Raw genomic sequence first — 15,782 nt, 5'->3', positions numbered from 1 at the left:
CATGGCGAGTTCCTCGCGGCGCGGGACACTAGGCCCGCCTCGCATCGCGGTGCGTCATGCGCCGGGCATCCGGTTCGCCGCAGTAATGCAGGATCTCGGCGCGGGCGGTATTGCGCAGGCGCATGGCGGCCGGCCAGTCTTCGCCGTCCGGCCAGAGCGGGCTGCCGATGACCACGCCGATCGGCCCCCGGCGCGGCAGCCACTGGCCGTCGCGCAGCACCGAGCGGGTGCCGCGGATGGCGATGGGCACCACCGGCGCGCCGGCCCGCGCGGCCGCCAGGAAAGCGCCCGAGCGGAAGGCCTGCAGCCCCGGCGCCCGCCCGAAGGTGCCTTCGGGGAAGAACAGCGCCGAATGCCCGGCACGCACCGTGGCCACCACGCGCTCCACGTCCTCGTGCTCGCGCACGTTGTCGAAGCGGTCGATGAAGTCGGCGCCGATGCTGGCCAGGTAGGCGCCGGGGATGCGCTGGCCCTGCAGTTCGCGCTTGGCGACCATGCATACCGGCGTGGGCAGCGCCGCCACCAGCACGATGCCGTCCAGGTAGCTGGCGTGATTCGAGACCAGGATGCAGGGCCGGTCGCGCGGCAGGTGCTCAATCCCTTGCACGAACCAGGGTACCGCGCCCAGCCTGAGAAAAAGCCGGGCGGCGTGGTGGCTGAGCGCCCAGCCCAGTGTCGGCCGGTGCAGCGCAACCGATGCCAGCCAGGTCACCGGCGCCAGCGTTGCGAACAGGATCCAGGTGTAGAGGGCATATGACAGGCCCACGGCGGTCTGCCGGCCACGCCGCAGCTCCGGCCACAGCGCCCGCCAGCCAAAGCGCGCGATCTGCAGCCAGGGCGCTTCCACGCCGCGGCCGGGGCGTCCGTGCTCGAAGCGCTCGCGGCAGGCGGCGCGCCGGATCTTGCCGCTCGACGTCTTCAGGATGGTGTGCGGTGGCACCAGGGCGATATGGTCGGGCGGCATGCCCAGCACGTCGAGGGCGGTCTTCAGCGCCTGCCGGTGCAGCGCGCGGCGCGCCTGCACATCCTTCTCGGAGGTTTCCGCCATCACCACGATGCGTTCGGTGCCGCTATCCGGATCGGGACTGCCGAACACGGCCACGCAGCCCTTGCGTATGCCCGGGATGGCGCCGACGGCCTGCTCCAGCTCGTAGGGATAGATATTGCGGCCGCCGCGCACGATGGTCTCCTTGGCGCGCCCGGTGATAAAGACCTCATCGGCGGCGATATAGGCATAGTCCCCTGTGTTCAGCCAGCCGCGGTCGAACAACTGGCGGGTCTGCACGGGATTGCGGAAATAGCCGGTGGTGGCCGAAGGGCCGCGGAACTGCAGCAATCCCTCATGCCGCTCGGCCAGTTCGCGCCCGGTGGCGTCGACGATGCGGACTTCGTGGCCGTCCAGCGGCCGGCCACAGGACGGGAATTCCAGGGTCTCGCGCTCGCCAGGGATCTCGCGTTCGCCGGCGGGCACTGCCACGGAAGTGCGCGTGAATTCGGCACGGTCGATGCGGTCGGACGCCAGTCCGCGGCCCAGCGGCGGAAAGGTCAGGCCCAGCGAAGCCTCCGCCAGCCCGTACACCGGCGCCGCGGCCTGCGGGCGCAAACCGTAGCGGGCAAAGCGCTCCATGAAGGCGCGCATGGTCTGCAGGCTCACCGGCTCCGCGCCATTGAAGGCGAAGCGCCAGCTGGAAAGGTCCAGCCCGGCCAGATCGGCGTTGGCCAGCTTGCGCAGGCACAGCTCGTAGGCAAAGTTGGGCCCGCCCGAGAGCGTGCCACGGTACTTGTGTATCGCCCAGAGCCAGCGCTCGGGCCGCGCCAGGAAGGCAAGCGGCGACATCACCACCAGCGGGTACGCGTAGTACAGGCTGCCCAGCCAGGCGCCGATCAGGCCCATGTCGTGATAGAGCGGCAGCCAGCTGACAAAGACGTCCTGCGAGCCGACGGCCAGGGTCTTGCCCATGGCGCGAAGGTTGGTCAGCAGGTTGGCATGGCTGAGCACGACCCCCTTGGGCGAGCCGGTGCTGCCCGAGGTGTATTGCAGCAGGGCGATGTCGTGCGTGCGCAGCATCGCATGGACCGGGGCGCCGGCGCCGTCCTCCAGCTCCTCCGGCGTGAGCACGCCTTGCAGCGTTCCCGTGCTGGCCTTGAGCAGGGCGGCCAGCGGCCGCGCCTGGGCCACCGTGATCAGGATCGGCGCCTGCGCGTTGGCCAGGATGCCGGCGTGGCGCTGCAGGTGGTCGCCGATCTGCGCCAGCCGCGCCGGCGGGTAGAGCGGTACCGGAATCCCGCCCGCCAGCAGCACGCCGCAGAAACTGTAGAAGTACCCGGGGCTGGTGGGCAGCATGATGGCCACTGCCGTGCCCGCCCGCACGCCGCGGGACACCAGCCCGGCGGCGATGGCCGCGGCGCGGCGGTGCAGCTGCGCAAAGCTGATCTGCGTGTCTTCGCCGTCGCCGTCCTGCAGGATGATGTGGGTGCGGTCCGGGTGGCTGCGCAAGTGCCAGCGCAGCACGTCCGGCAAGGTGGCGGCGCCCTCGGGCGCCTGTGCCGCCGGGGCAGGGCGGGCTTGCCGCAGGTGTGCGCCGCTCGCTTCTGGCGGCAGGTCCTTGGCGGCGAGCAAGGCACGCAGCAGGGCGCGCGGGGTGTCGGCCTGGGCCAGCACCTGCTCCGGCAGGCTGACGCCGAAGCGCTGCTCGAGGCGGGTCAGCAGCTCGGCACGCGTCAGGCTGTCGAAACCCAGTTCGCCTTCGAGGGTGCTGTCCAGCGAAACCGCTACCTCGCCCTCGGCTGGCGGGCGCATTGCCGAAGACATCTCCCTCACGATGCCGAGCAGGGCATCCTCGTAGTTCTGCCTCGGGGAGGAATCCTCTTTCATGCGCTTATGGCCTCTGTCCACGCGAAACGGTGGCCGCCGCCGGTGCTGGCTGGCACGGCGGCCTGTCCGGATGGCGCCTGGACTGACACCCTTAAGATAGGCTGCGTGTGGAAATTGTCGAGGCAGGTGCCGAGCCGGGCACAAGCCGGCAGGCCCCGCACTGCACACCGATTCGAAGATGCGGCATCGTGCACCTGGCGCAGAAATCGGCGCTCGCGCCCGCGCTGCCTTTCTATGCTGGAAGGGAGAGCGCAGACGCATTCCCGAGGATGGCAAAGCCATGAACGACGATGCAGCCCTGGCCGGCCGGATCCTGGAGGTCGCCCTGATGCTCGGCGAGCGCAGCGGCTGGGACGCGCTGCACCTTTACGACATCGCCGACGACATGGGAATCGGCCTGGATGAGATCCATCGGCACTACCGGACGAAGGACGACCTGGCCGAGGCCTGGTTCGAACGGGCCGATCGTGCGCTCGTGCGCATCTCCGCGCGCGAAGGCTGGGCCGCCCTGTCCTGCCGCGAGCGCCTGGAACAGGCCATTCTCGCCTGGCTCGAAGTCCTGGCCCCGCACCGGCAGCTCACCGCCCAGATGCTGCGCTACAAGCTGCAGCCGGAGCACCTGCATCTGCAAGTACAGGGCCTGCTGCATATCAGCAGCACCGTGCAGTGGATCCGGGAATCCGCCCGCCTGCCCGAATCCGGCTGGCGCCGTGAGATGGAAGAGGTCTTGCTGACCGGCATCTTTCTCTCCACCTTCGGCTTCTGGCTGCGCGACAGTTCGCCGGATGCCGGCCGCACGCAAGCCTGGCTCGAACGGCAACTGCGCTGCGCCGAGCGCCTCGCCTTGCGCCGCCCAGTCGACAAGGGACCGGCCCGGTCCGGATGGACACGATCACCCATGCCTTGATGGGGGCGCAGGCCGCGCTCGCCATCCCCACGGCCGAGGTCCCGGGCCAGCGGCTAAGCACACGCGAGCGCCTGCTGCTGGGCGCTGTCGCCGGGGCCTTTCCGGATCTGGATTTCCTGGGCTTCCTGGTCCATCCGCTGCGCTTCCTGGCGCAGTGGCACCAGGGGCCGACCCATTCGCTGCTGCTGCTTCCCGCCTGGGGAGCGTTGCTTGCCGGCCTGTTCTGCCTGGTGGCGCGCCGGCGCGACGCCTGGCGAGAGGCGTTGGCCGTCAGTTGCCTCGGCGTGGCCAGCCATATCGCGCTGGACCTGATCACGGTCTATGGCACCCGCATCTTCTATCCCGGCTCCGAACGGCGCTTCAGCCTTGGCACCAGCTTCCTGGTCGATCCGCTGCTGAGCGGCATCGTCGTATCCGGCCTGGCCCTGGCACTGTTCCTGGCGCCGCAGTGGCGCAGCCGGGGCGCACTGGCGGGCATGGCGCTGCTCTGCGCCTATGTCGGCGTCCAGGCTGTGCTCAAGCAACGGGCGCTGGAACTGGGCAACGAATCCTTGCGCGCCGCCGGCTTCCAGGCGCAGGGGGTAGACGCGCTGCCCCAGCCGTTTTCCCCGTTCAACTGGAAACTGATCGCCCGCGCGGACATGGATTACCGCGTCGCCCACGTCAACCTGGCCGGGCATCCGGCGTGGATACCGCCATGGCAGGCGCTGGGGCGCCTGCCTGCCATGGCCAGGGCCTATGTGGCGCCCGGGCGCATGGTCTGGATGGCGCGGTCGCGGCTGCCGGAGGCGCCGGACGAGCGGGCCCTGGCATCGCAGCTCTGGCTGCGGCCTGACTTTGCGGATTTCAGGCAATTTGCGGTCTATCCGGCCTTGTCCGCCATAACGGCCATGCCGTCCCTGCCAATTGGTGGAACCGCCGCCTGCGTCTGGTTCACCGACTTGCGCTATGACCTGCCCGCGGTGGAAGACATCTTCCGCTATGGCTATTGCCGCGACAGTGCGCAGGCACCATGGCGGCTGCACCGGCTTGCTTACTTCAGCCGCGACCAGCGCCAGCGTATCGATTAGGGCGGCGCCACCAGCAGCGCTGCGAGTGCCGACGCATGGATTTGCCTGCTCAGCGATTGCCCTTTAAGGTGTTGGCTTTGGCCGGCGCGCACCGGGATGCCGGGGCCCGGCCGGACCGGAGCCTGCAAACATGACCACGCCACCGCCCGACGACCGCACCCGCCGCATCATGCTGTGGGTGGTGGCGGTCGGCTTCTTCATGCAGACGCTGGATTCGACCATCGTCAACACCGCGCTGCCGTCGATGGCGCGCAGCCTGGGCGAAAGCCCGCTGCGGATGCAGTCGGTGGTGATCGCCTACTCGCTGACCATGGCGGTGATCATCCCGGCCTCGGGCTGGCTGGCCGACCGCTTTGGCACCCGCACCATCTTCCAGACCGCGATCGCGCTGTTCGTGGCCGGCTCGCTGCTGTGCGCGTATGCGCCGACGCTGAACTTCCTGGTGGGCGCTCGTGTGGTGCAGGGCGTGGGCGGGGCGATGCTGCTGCCGGTGGGGCGGTTGTCGGTGCTGCGCACCTTCCCGCGCGACCAGTACCTGCAGGCGCTGAGCTTTGTCGCCATCCCCGGCATGATCGGACCGCTGATCGGGCCGACGCTGGGCGGCTGGCTGACGCAGGCGCTGTCGTGGCACTGGATCTTCCTGATCAACGTGCCGGTCGGCGTGCTGGGGGCGCTGGCCACGGTGCACTATATGCCCAATGCGCGGCTGGCGGGCATCGGCCCCTTCGATATCGCGGGCTACCTGCTGCTGGCGGTCGCCATGCTGGCGCTGTCGTTCTCGCTCGACGGGCTGGCCGGGCTCGGCTTCCAGCACGCCACCGTGCTGATGCTGCTGATCGCCAGCATGGCCGCGCTGACCGCCTACGGGCTGCACGCCAACCGCCGCAAGCAGCCGCTGTTTCCGCTGCGGCTGTTTCGCATCCACAGCTTCAGCGTCGGGCTGCTGGGCAGCCTGTTCGCGCGCATCGGCAACGGCTCGATGCCGTTCCTGATCCCGCTGACGCTGCAGGTGAGCCTGGGGTATTCGCCCTTCGACGCCGGCCTGATGATGCTGCCCGTCACTGCCGCCGGCATGGCCTCCAAGCGGCTCGCCACGCGGCTGATCCAGCGCTACGGCTATCGCCGCGTGCTGGTGACCAATACCTTTGCGGTCGGGGTGGTGATGGCGGCGTTCGCGCTGATCACGCCGCAACTGCCGCTGTGGCTGCTGATCCCGTTGCTGGCGATGTTCGGCATGGTCAATTCGATCCAGTTCACGGCGATGAACACGGTCACGCTGAAGGACCTGAGCGGCGCGGGCGCGAGCAGCGGCAACAGCATGCTGTCGATGGTGCAGATGCTGTCGATGAGCCTGGCGGTGACCTCTGCGGGGGCGCTGCTCGCGACCTTCCAGCACCGTTTCGGCGGCGAGGCGGCGGCGGTGCTGCCGGCGTTCCACGCCACCTTCATCTGCATGGGGCTGATCACCTGCGCATCGGCGTGGATCTTCATGCAGCTCGGCGCGCAGGAGGCGGCGCCGGCGCTGGCGGTGCGGCACGGCGAGAAGGAGGTGTGAGCTGCGGCACCGGGCTGCTCGCGTCATCGGCCCAACCCGCCGGCTCACCCCGCCGGCTCAGCGCCGCCGGGCGTTGCAGCGTGCGGCTCAGAACTACACTGACATGCTGAGCCAGTAGCGCCGGCCGTCCTCGACATTGCCGGCGCGGTCACGGAGGGTTTGCCGGCTGCCTGCCTGACTCACTGGCATTCGCAGTGCCTGAAGCCTCGTACTCGCCACAAGACGGATCGCGCATCGCCGCGCGGATAGCGGCTGCCGGAGAACTTCCCGGCCGGCCACGGCTCCTAATGGTCATAGGCCCGCGACGCCCCCGCCGCGCGCTCATGCACGGAGACGCCCCCATGAAGCTGACAGGCAGGACGGCATTCGTCACCGGCGGCGCCAGCTGCGTGGCCGATATCGCGCGCATGATGGAGCAGGCGCTGGCCGCGGCAGGCGCCATCGACACCATGCTGGTCGATGGCGGCCTGCAGTGGAACTATGCGGAACAGTGACCCCACCCCCGCGCCCGGCACGATCTCCGCCGCGGGCGGCTACACGGTGCCGCGCACGGACCCGGCCACGCCGGATGGCGCCGGCGCAGTCGCGGGGCCGTCCGCCGCGCCCGCCAAGGTCCACGCGGTGGCCAGCCCGCCGCTGGTCACGCACCGCGAATGCCCCGCGCCGCATGTGCTGCCAAGCTGCGCGCAGGCCGATGCGCTGTCACCGGCGTCGCGCTATGGCGAACTCTTCGTTGACGTGCAGCACAGCGGCCTGTTTGCCGACAGTAAGACCTTCCCGGACTGCATCCCCAACTGCGATCCCGAGTTGATCCTGGCGCGCTACCGCGAACAGCGCAACTCGCCGGGCTTCCTGCTGGCCGATTTCGTGCAGGCGCATTTCACCCGCGCCATCGTGCCGGACAGCCACTATGTCTCCGATCCCGCCTGCACGCTGCGCGAACATATCGACGGGCTGTGGCCGGTGCTGACGCGCGAGCCGGTGGAGCACCCGCCGCGCTCGTCGCTGTTGCCGCTGCCGCACCGCTACGTGGTCCCGGGCGGGCGTTTCGGCGAGCTGTACTACTGGGATTCGTACTTCACGATGCTGGGGCTGGCGGGCAGCGGCCGCGGCGGCCTGCTGCTGGAGATGGTGCAGAACTTTGCCTACCTGATCGACAACTACGGGCTGGTGCCCAACGGCACGCGCAACTACTACCTGAGCCGCTCGCAACCGCCGGTGTTCGTGCTGATGGTCGACCTGCTGGAGCGCGAGCAGGTCGCCCGCGCCATCGACTTCCTGCCGGAGCTGCGGCGCGAGTATGCATTCTGGATGGATGGCGCGCATGCGCTTCGGCCCGGGCATGCGCACCGGCGCGTGATCCGCCTGCCCGACGGCGTGGTGCTCAACCGCTACTGGGACGACCGCTGCTGCCCGCGCGAGGAAGCCTTCCTGGAAGACATGCAGACCGCGCTGTGCAGCGGCCGGCCGCACCATGCGGTGTTCCGCGACCTGCGCGCCGCCGCGGAATCAGGCTGGGACTTCAGCTCGCGCTGGCTCGACACGCCCGCCGCCGCGCAGCCCGCGAGCCTCGCGACCATCCACACCACGGCCATGTTGCCGGTGGACCTGAACGCCTTGCTGTGGCACCTGGAGACGCGCCTTGCCGAACTCGCCGGGCAGGCCGGCGACGCGGATGCGGAGGACTATCGCGCCGCCGCGCAGCAGCGCAAGGCGGCCATCATGCAGACCATGTGGGACGACGCAGCAGGCGCCTTCGTCGACTATGACTGGTGCCGCGGCGAGCCGCGCCGCTGCCTGACCGCGGCGACGGTGATGCCGCTCTACCTTGGCCTGGCAACACCTGCGCAGGCGCAGGCCGTGGCGCAGGCGATTTCTGCGCGGCTGCTGGACCAGGGCGGCCTGGCGACTACCGAACTCTCATCCGGGCAGCAGTGGGACAACCCCAACGGCTGGGCGCCGCTGCAATGGCTGGCCGTGCGCGGCCTGGCGCGCTACGGCCATGACACGCTGGCGCGCGAGATCGCGCAGCGCTGGCTGGCCACGGTGGCCAGCCTCTACACCCACGAATGCAAGCTGGTGGAGAAGTACCGCATCGAAGCGTGCGAGGCGCATGCCAAAGGCGGGCGCGGCGGCGAATATCCGCTGCAGGATGGATTCGGTTGGACCAATGCCATCGCCAGCGCGCTGATGGCCCTGTATGGCGATGTACCCGCGACGTGCCGGGCCGAAGGCGGCATGCTACCCTGACTCGTGCCGTCGGCGCCACTGCCAGCGGGCACCTTTGCCGACATCACGCTCACGGTATAGCCTTTCAGGAACCCTGTTTCGCGGGAGCCCCCCATGGCCGCACGCTCCATCGCCTCCCTGTCCGTCAGCTTTGGCCTGGTCTCGATACCGGTCAAGGTCTACTCGGCTACCGAAAGCAAATCGTCCGTCACCTTCAACCTGCTGCACAAGGACTGTGGCTCGCGCCTGCGCCAGCAGTACATCTGCCAGCGCGAGGACGTGGTCGTCGACCGCACGGACATGGTCAAAGGGTATGAGTTCGAGAAGGACCGCTACGTCACCTTCACGGCGGAAGAGCTGAAGGCGCTGGAAGATGCGGCACAGCACACCATCGACATCATCGCCTTCATGCCGGTCAAGGCCGTCGATCCGATCTACTATGACAAGGCCTACTACCTCGGGCCCGACAAGCGGGGCGCCAAGCCTTACACCCTGCTCTCTGAAGCGATGCGCAAGACCGACACCTGTGCGCTGGCCAAGTGGGTGTGGAAGGGCAAGCAGTACATGGTCCAGATCCGCGTTGGCGACGATGGCCTGATCCTGCAGCAACTGCTGTACGCCGACGAGGTGCGCTCGATGGCAGACCTGCATGTCGAGCACACCGACGTGCTGCCCGCGGAACTGGCACTTGCCGAGCAGCTGATCGGACAGAACACGGTGGAGGGCTATGACCCCTCGGCCTATACCGACGACGAGAAGCAGCGCATCCTGGAGCAGATCGACAAGAAGATCGCCGGCAAGAAGATCACCGTCGCGGCGGAAGCGCCGGAGTCCGCCGGCGGCGAGGTGATCGACCTGATGGAAGCGCTGCGCAACAGCCTCAGCACCGCGAAGAAGCGGCCTGCGGCCACCAAGACTGCGCGCGAGCCCGCGCCACGCAAGAGCGCAAAGCGCGTGGAAACCGTGACGACGCTGCCGAAGCGGGCGGCCAGGAAATAGCCGGCAATGGAGTTCTACACGCTGCGCGACGTGCAGGCCCTGCTTGGCGTTCCGCGCTCGGTGGTCAATGCCCTGGTCTCCGCGGGCGTGATCGCGCCGCGCCGGGGTGCGCGCGGTCAGCTGCAATTCGCCTTCCAGGACGTGCTGTTGCTGCGTACCGCGCAGTCACTGAGGGCGTCGCATGTGCCCACGCGCCACATCGTGCGCGCATTGCAGCGACTCGATACCATGGGCGCGGGGCGCCCTGCGACGGGCATGCGCGTGCGGGCCGTCGGTGGCGCAGTTGCGGTCAGGGACGAGTACGGTGCCTGGCAGGTCGATACCGGGCAGCGCATCATCGATTTCGAGCCGGAAGGCAGGCCCGGCACCGTGGTCGAGTTTGCGCGGCGGGCAGGGCATGATGCCTCTGGCAGCTTCAGTGGTACCGAACTGTTCGAGATGGCGCTGGAGCTGGAGCCGGCCGATCCGGCGGCGGCCGAATCGGCGTACGGCCGGGCGCTCACCGAGGATCCCGGCCTGCTTGACGCCTGGCTGAACCTGGGTTGCCTGCTGTGCGACCAGTCGCGCTTCGCGGAGGCGATCGAGCTGTACCGGCAGGCGCTGGCGCGTTTTCCGGATGCGCCCCTGGTCTACTACAACCTCGCGGTGGCCATGGAAGATGCCGGCGCCTATCGCGAGGCGCTCGCAAACTACCACGAGAGCATCAGCCTGGCGCCGGATTTTGCCGACGCCCACTATAACGCCGCGCGGCTGCATGACGAGCTGGGGGACACGCAACGTGCCATTCGTCATTACAACCGGTACCGGCAGCTTGGCGCGGGCAAGCGGGAGACGGACTGAAGGGGGCGGTCGGCGCGGTGGCGTGGCTTGCGCGCGTCCGCACATCGGTCACATGCGGTGCGTCAATTTATAGGACAGGTCTGTCTGCAGGACATTCTCCCAGCAGCGGCTCCACCTTTACAGAGACAGGTCTGTCTGCAATACTCCAGTCATCAACTTGAGCAAAAGGTGGTCGGCATGGCACAGGCTTCTGCACGTGACCGGATCCTTGAGACCGCGGCGCGCCTGTTCTACCAGGACGGATTTCGTGCGACCGGGATCGACAAGATCATTGCGGAGTCGGAGGTGGCCAAGATGTCGCTCTACCGGCACTTCGCTTCCAAGAATGACCTGATTACGGCCTTCCTTGAGCGGCGGCACGACTTCTGGATGCAGTGGTTCACCGAGGAAGTGGAGGCGCGGTTTGCCGAGCGGCCCGGCCTGGCGGTCATCGCCGACGCGCTTGGCGTGTGGTTCGCGCAGGCGGACTTCCGCGGCTGCGCGTTTATCAACATGGTCGCCGAGGCCGGTTCGACGGGCGACGCCACGCATTTGCAGCAAGCCGTGGCGCACAAGAAATCGCTGGAGACCTATATCGAGACGCTGGCCCGACGCATTGGCCTGGAAGATGCCGCGACCGTCGCGGCGGACGCTATGCTGTGCATCGAGGGCATGATCGTGCGGTACCAGATGACGCACGGCCCGGCCATCGTGGAATCGGGCAAGCGGGTACTTGGCCATATCGAGGGCGCGGCGCGCCCGGCGAAGAAGACAGCCAGGGCGGCATAGCCTTCGCGCACGCGCGACGCAGTCTGCGGGCTGTGTCGTTTTTTTTGCGCCGACAGTGCCCGGAGCGGCTCGTCCGCCCAATGCAAAGCAGGCTCCGGCAGCATGTCGCCACCGGAGCCCGCTCCTTGTTGCCGCAGCGCCCGGATCAGAACCCGAATGAGGACAGGCCCGGGTGATCGTCGGGACGACGGCCAAGCGGCCAGAAAAACTTGCGCTCGGACTCCTTGATCGGCATGTCGTTGATGCAGGCAAAGCGGCGCTGCATCACCCCTTGCTCGTCGAACTCCCAGTTCTCGTTGCCGAACGAGCGGTACCAGTTGTTGGCGTCGTCGCGCCACTCATAGGCAAAGCGCACGGCGATGCGGTTGCCTTCGAACGCCCACAATTCCTTGATCAGGCGGTACTCCAGTTCCTTGTTCCACTTGCGGGTCAGGAACTCGATGATGGCTGCGCGGCCGTTGACGAACTCGGCGCGGTTGCGCCACGCGCTGTCCGGCGTATAGGCCAGCGCAACCTTTTCCGGGTTGCGGCTGTTCCAGCCGTCTTCGGCAAGGCGAACCTTTTCGATTGCGGTTTCGAGGGTGAACGGGGGGGCCGGCGGGCGGACTTCATTGGTGGACATGGCTTTCTCCTGACAAGATGGATGGCATGTTGCTGACGGATAGGGCAGGCGATCTGCCGACTGGCGCATTGGTGGACTAGCAGCGCTGGCGCATGCCTTGCGCCACCTTTGTCCAGACTTCCCGGCGAGACCAGGTCGTGAGATGCAGTGTGGAAGAAAAGCCGTCGAAGCTATATCGAGATCGCACGGTTTCCACTCAATTGGCACGGCATCGCGGGCTGGGCACAGGGCCCGTGCCTCAGAACGGCTTGGTCGGCAGGTACTTGCCGTTCGTGAAGCGAACCCGGATGGCGACCATGCTGCCGGCCGCGGTCGCGCGCGAGCATGAAGCGTTGTTCCAGATACGGCTCCAGCCGGAGCCGCCGCAGCGCACGGCGGCGCTGCTGCAGCGCAAGGGCGCTTACCGTAGCGCGGCGGCAAAGGCGTTCGTGGCCATCGCGCTCGAAGTCGTCGGCTGACGCAGGCCCCACCGGCATTGCATCGGCCAATGCGAAAGCGGGAAGTGTTTTAGCGCTTCCCGCCCCGTCCCGCCTGCGTCAGGCTACGCGGTCCAGGCCGCCGACTCCATCAGCGACAGGATCGCGCCGGCGATCTCTTCCAGATGGGTTTCCAGTGCGAAGTGGCCGGTGTCCAGCATCTGCACGCGCGCATTCGGGTTGTCGCGCCGGTAGGCCTGCGCACCCGCGGGGATAAAGAAAGCGTCGTGCTTGCCCCAGATCGCCAGCGTGGGCGGCTGGTATTCGCGGAAGAACGCCTGGAATGCCGGGTAGAGCTTGAGGTTGTTGGCGTAGTCCAGGAACAGGTCGAGTTGGATCTCCTTGTTGCCGGGGCGTTCCAGCAGCGCGGCGTCGAGGAAATAGGCCTCGGGCTCGATCACCTCCGGGTTGGCCACGCCATGTTCATATTGCCAGCGCGTACCTGCCAGCGTCAGCACGTCATGCAGCGCTTCCCGGTTGGCCTGCGTGGGCTCCTGCCAGTAGCGTCGAATCGGGTCCCACGCGTCGCCCAGCCCTTCGAGGTAGGCATTGCCGTTCTGCGAAATGACCGCGGAAACGCGCTCGGGGTGCGCGAGCGCGAGGCGCAGGCCCACGGGCGCGCCATAGTCGAAGACATAGATGCCATAGCGGGTCAGGCCGAGCGCGTCGACAAAGGCCAGCGTGGTCGTGGCGAGGCTGTCGAAGGTGTAGCGGTAGTCGCGCGCTTGCGGCACCACCGTGAAGCCGAAGCTCGGCAGGTCGGGGGCGATCACGCGGTAGCGCTGCGCCAGGATCGGGATCAGGTGGCGAAACATGTGCGACGACGACGGAAACCCGTGCAGCAGCAGGAGCACGGGCGCGTCGGCGGGGCCGGCCTGCCGGTAGAAGACCTGGACTCCGTCCGCTTCCACGGTGTGGACGGTGACGGCCGGGATGGTGGGGGTGGCGTTTGGCATGGAGACTCCTCATTGAGAACCGTGTGAAACCGTTAAAAGTTTACGATAACGGTTACAGGATAATCGCGTCATGTAACTTGTCAATGTCATTTTTGATGGTTACACTTGTTCGCAGGAGATACCTGCCATGAGCGCCATGACCCGCCACACCCACGAACCCGATGCCCATATGGCCCCGAGGCTGCTTGCCGACCACGTCGCCCTCGACCTGATCAATACAGTCGAGCAGGTCGACGGCGTCCCGACGGACCGCTGGCAGGGCAATGCGGATGTGATGGACTGGCTGGTGGCGACCGGCCTGGTCGCACAGGCGGAGCGGCCGAAGAAGCTGCCCGAGGATCTGCTGGTCGCGGCCAGGGCGCTACGCGAGGTTGTGCGCGGTGCGGTGCACAAGCGCAAGCATGGAGAAGCGGTAGATCTGGCGGCGCTGAACTGTATCCTGGCGCAAGGCGCAAGTCATCTTGAGCTGCGACGGGACCGGGACGGCGCGGTCACGGTGCACCGGTGCCATGACCGGACCGGTGCCTCAGGCTGGCTGGCACCGCTGGCCGAGGCGGCCGCCGAACTGCTCGCGTCCGGCGACTTCGCGCTGATTCGCAAGTGCGAGAGCGACGATTGCGCCCTCTGGTTCTACGACCGCACCCGTTCGCACCGGCGCCGCTGGTGCAGCATGGCGCTCTGCGGCAACCGCCACAAGGTGGCTTCGTTCCGCAAGCGCAACGAAGCGGCCGCCGGGTAGGCAGGCGAGGCGGGGCTCGCTATTTCAAGCTCACGCGGGCAGGCGCGCGTTGAGGCGCCCGCGCGTGATCGCGGCGATCTGCGCCAGCGCTTCGTCCAGTTCCTGCGGCGTGCTGCGGCCGATGCGGCGTTCGAACGCGGCGAAGATGCCTTCACGCGTGTAGTGCCGCACGCAGATGATGAACGGAAAGCCGTGGCGCCCGAGGTAGTCGGCGTTGAGCCGGTCAAGCTCGCCTTCCTGCTGTTTCGACATCGCATCGAGCCCCGCGCTCTTCTGCTCGGCATTGGAATCCGCCGTCATCGTCCCCGCACGGATATTGCGCGCCGACAGCTGCGGGTGCAGGTTGAGGAAATCGCGCTGGCCCTGTTCGTCCAGCTTGCGCACCACGTCCATCATGGCTTCATGCAGCGCCGCGACCGACGCAAACGGACGGCGCGCCCACGCGCCTTGTGCCGCCTGCGGAAAATGCTCGAATACGCTGCCAAAGGCGCTGGCAAAGCCCGCGTGGTCCAGCGCGTTGACCGAAGCCAGATCGAGTGGCTGTGACATGGACTGCTCTCCCGTAAAGATCCCGAAGACTCGGTGAATACGGGCCGAGTATAGAAAGGGCCCATCGCCGCGGCGAGAGGCCCTGTCCTATAGGTCGCATAACAGAATCCGATACCGCCTACCGCTGCATGTCGCGCAGCTCGCGCAGTTCATGCGAGGCGGCGGTCAGCATGCCGCGCAGCCAGATATGCGAGGCCGAGCGGTGGCGCGACGGATGCCACAGCTGGTAGAAGCGCATGAACGGGAAGTCGATGGGCGGTTCGAGCACCGCCAGCGGCACATGCTGCGCGTGGTAGTTGGCAAAGTGGCGCCCGGTGGTCAGGATCAGGTCGGTGCCGGGGATCAGGCTGGGCGCAAGGTTGAAGTACGGGCAGCTCACGCGGTTGTCGCGATGCACGCGCATCGTGCTTAGCCCGGAATCGACCAAGCCACGCTGGTCGCGCGAGTAGGGCGTGGGCACGATATGCGACGCGCCGAGGTAGGCCTGCGCGGTGAACTTGCCGGGCTGCGTGTGCGTGCTGTCCTGCGCCACCACGCACACCACCTCGTCTTCCAGCAGGACCGACAGGTGCAGGTGCTCCGGCGGATTCGGCCAGTTGCCGATCACGATATCGGCCGAGCTTTCCGACAGCGCCTGCTCGTAGTCGAAGCTGGAGCCGAGCGGCATGGCCACCAGCCGCGCGTGCGGCGCGGCACGGCGGAACTCGCGCACCACGTGGGCAAAGAAGGGCGGCGCCAGGTAGTCGGGCATCGCCACGACAAAGCTCTGCTCGGTGGTGGCCGGGTCGAAGCGCTCGTCGGACACCAGCAGGTTGTCCAGCGCGCTGAGCGCGGCCTGTGCATTGCGTGCCAGCTGCAGCGCGCGCTCGGTGGGCACCATCACGTTCTTCTCGCGCGTGAGCAGCGGGTCGTTGAAGATCGCACGCAGCCGCTTGAGCGCCGCGCTGATCGCCGGCTGCGACTGGTTCAGGCGGATCGCGGTGCGCGACACGCTGCGCTCCGCGATCAGGATGCACAGCACCCGCAGCAGGTAGGTGTCGAACGGATCGTCGGCGCGAATCATGGTGAATCCGGTGAGCTAGTGGGAGGCTGGTGCACTGGGCGCCGCAAAAGCTGGCACGCCCCGGCCGCCAATGGCGACTTTGTAGCGTGTCGCGCACCGCGCGGCAACGCGGTGGAACCCGGACAAAGCGAGCG

Annotated in this window: 15 protein-coding genes; 10 read left to right on the top strand and 5 right to left on the bottom strand. The window is 67.7% G+C overall.

The features are described from left to right. Window positions 1-28: 28 nt before the first annotated feature. Window positions 29-2,875 (bottom strand): AMP-binding protein, encoded by a 2,847-nt coding sequence (locus ABNX08_RS30060; RefSeq protein WP_022539429.1) that lies wholly within the window; start codon window positions 2,873-2,875, stop codon window positions 29-31. Between the two features lie 280 nt (window positions 2,876-3,155). On the opposite strand from ABNX08_RS30060, the gene ABNX08_RS30055 reads away from it, so the two are divergent. The 8 genes from ABNX08_RS30055 to ABNX08_RS30020 all read left to right on the top strand — a co-directional run bounded on the left by ABNX08_RS30055 (window position 3,156) and on the right by ABNX08_RS30020 (window position 11,243). After that, complete coding sequence (locus ABNX08_RS30055) at window positions 3,156-3,782, top strand: TetR/AcrR family transcriptional regulator (RefSeq protein WP_022539428.1); 627 nt, start codon at window positions 3,156-3,158, stop codon at window positions 3,780-3,782. Next, a complete protein-coding gene (locus ABNX08_RS30050; protein ID WP_022539427.1) occupies window positions 3,758-4,852 on the top strand; it encodes a metal-dependent hydrolase in 1,095 nt (364 codons plus the stop codon). Before ABNX08_RS30055 ends, ABNX08_RS30050 begins: the two co-directional genes overlap by 25 nt. 130 nt (window positions 4,853-4,982) lie before the next feature. Beyond that, on the top strand, window positions 4,983-6,407 hold the full coding sequence (mdtD, locus tag ABNX08_RS30045; RefSeq protein ID WP_022539426.1) for a multidrug transporter subunit MdtD: 1,425 nt from the start codon (window positions 4,983-4,985) through the stop codon (window positions 6,405-6,407). 341 nt (window positions 6,408-6,748) lie between these two features. Next, a complete protein-coding gene (locus ABNX08_RS30040; RefSeq protein ID WP_022539425.1) occupies window positions 6,749-6,901 on the top strand; it encodes a hypothetical protein in 153 nt (50 codons plus the stop codon). Then, on the top strand, window positions 6,888-8,657 hold the full coding sequence (treF, locus tag ABNX08_RS30035) for an alpha,alpha-trehalase TreF (protein ID WP_022539424.1): 1,770 nt from the start codon (window positions 6,888-6,890) through the stop codon (window positions 8,655-8,657). The genes ABNX08_RS30040 and treF overlap by 14 nt, the downstream gene beginning before the upstream one ends. Before the next feature lie 93 nt (window positions 8,658-8,750). After that, on the top strand, window positions 8,751-9,635 hold the full coding sequence (locus ABNX08_RS30030) for a Ku protein (protein ID WP_022539423.1): 885 nt from the start codon (window positions 8,751-8,753) through the stop codon (window positions 9,633-9,635). A gap of 6 nt (window positions 9,636-9,641) precedes the next feature. Then, the gene (locus ABNX08_RS30025; RefSeq protein ID WP_022539422.1) at window positions 9,642-10,475 is read left to right on the top strand and encodes a tetratricopeptide repeat protein; all 834 of its coding nucleotides are present in this window, start codon (window positions 9,642-9,644) and stop codon (window positions 10,473-10,475) included. 177 nt (window positions 10,476-10,652) lie between these two features. Further along, window positions 10,653-11,243: a TetR/AcrR family transcriptional regulator gene (locus ABNX08_RS30020; protein ID WP_022539421.1), complete on the top strand. Its 591-nt coding sequence runs from the start codon at window positions 10,653-10,655 to the stop codon at window positions 11,241-11,243. 145 nt (window positions 11,244-11,388) lie between these two features. Here ABNX08_RS30020 and ABNX08_RS30015 read toward each other — a convergent pair whose 3' ends face one another. Further along, on the bottom strand, window positions 11,389-11,865 hold the full coding sequence (locus ABNX08_RS30015) for a nuclear transport factor 2 family protein (RefSeq protein WP_022539420.1): 477 nt from the start codon (window positions 11,863-11,865) through the stop codon (window positions 11,389-11,391). Between the two features lie 272 nt (window positions 11,866-12,137). Between ABNX08_RS30015 and ABNX08_RS30010 the strand changes: the two genes are divergently transcribed. Beyond that, window positions 12,138-12,323 (top strand): hypothetical protein, encoded by a 186-nt coding sequence (locus ABNX08_RS30010; RefSeq protein ID WP_349607496.1) that lies wholly within the window; start codon window positions 12,138-12,140, stop codon window positions 12,321-12,323. Between the two features lie 83 nt (window positions 12,324-12,406). Here ABNX08_RS30010 and ABNX08_RS30005 read toward each other — a convergent pair whose 3' ends face one another. After that, window positions 12,407-13,297 (bottom strand): alpha/beta fold hydrolase, encoded by an 891-nt coding sequence (locus tag ABNX08_RS30005; protein WP_022539418.1) that lies wholly within the window; start codon window positions 13,295-13,297, stop codon window positions 12,407-12,409. A 127-nt stretch (window positions 13,298-13,424) separates the two neighbouring features. On the opposite strand from ABNX08_RS30005, the gene ABNX08_RS30000 reads away from it, so the two are divergent. Then, window positions 13,425-14,036, top strand: a complete 612-nt coding sequence (locus ABNX08_RS30000) for an ABATE domain-containing protein (protein ID WP_022539417.1) — start codon at window positions 13,425-13,427, stop codon at window positions 14,034-14,036. A gap of 30 nt (window positions 14,037-14,066) precedes the next feature. Here ABNX08_RS30000 and uraD read toward each other — a convergent pair whose 3' ends face one another. Both uraD and ABNX08_RS29990 read right to left on the bottom strand, forming a co-directional pair. Next, window positions 14,067-14,585 (bottom strand): 2-oxo-4-hydroxy-4-carboxy-5-ureidoimidazoline decarboxylase, encoded by a 519-nt coding sequence (uraD, locus tag ABNX08_RS29995; RefSeq protein WP_022539416.1) that lies wholly within the window; start codon window positions 14,583-14,585, stop codon window positions 14,067-14,069. A gap of 118 nt (window positions 14,586-14,703) precedes the next feature. Further along, entirely contained in the window at window positions 14,704-15,648 is a 945-nt protein-coding gene (locus ABNX08_RS29990) for a LysR family transcriptional regulator (RefSeq protein WP_022539415.1), read from the bottom strand. Window positions 15,649-15,782: the final 134 nt, after the last annotated feature.

It is taken from the genome of Cupriavidus sp. DF5525, from assembly GCF_040149425.2.
GTDB classification, from domain to species: Bacteria; Pseudomonadota; Gammaproteobacteria; order Burkholderiales; family Burkholderiaceae; genus Cupriavidus; species Cupriavidus pickettii_A.
Note: the sequence above shows the minus strand (reverse complement) of the source record. Positions and strands in the feature narration are given on the sequence as shown.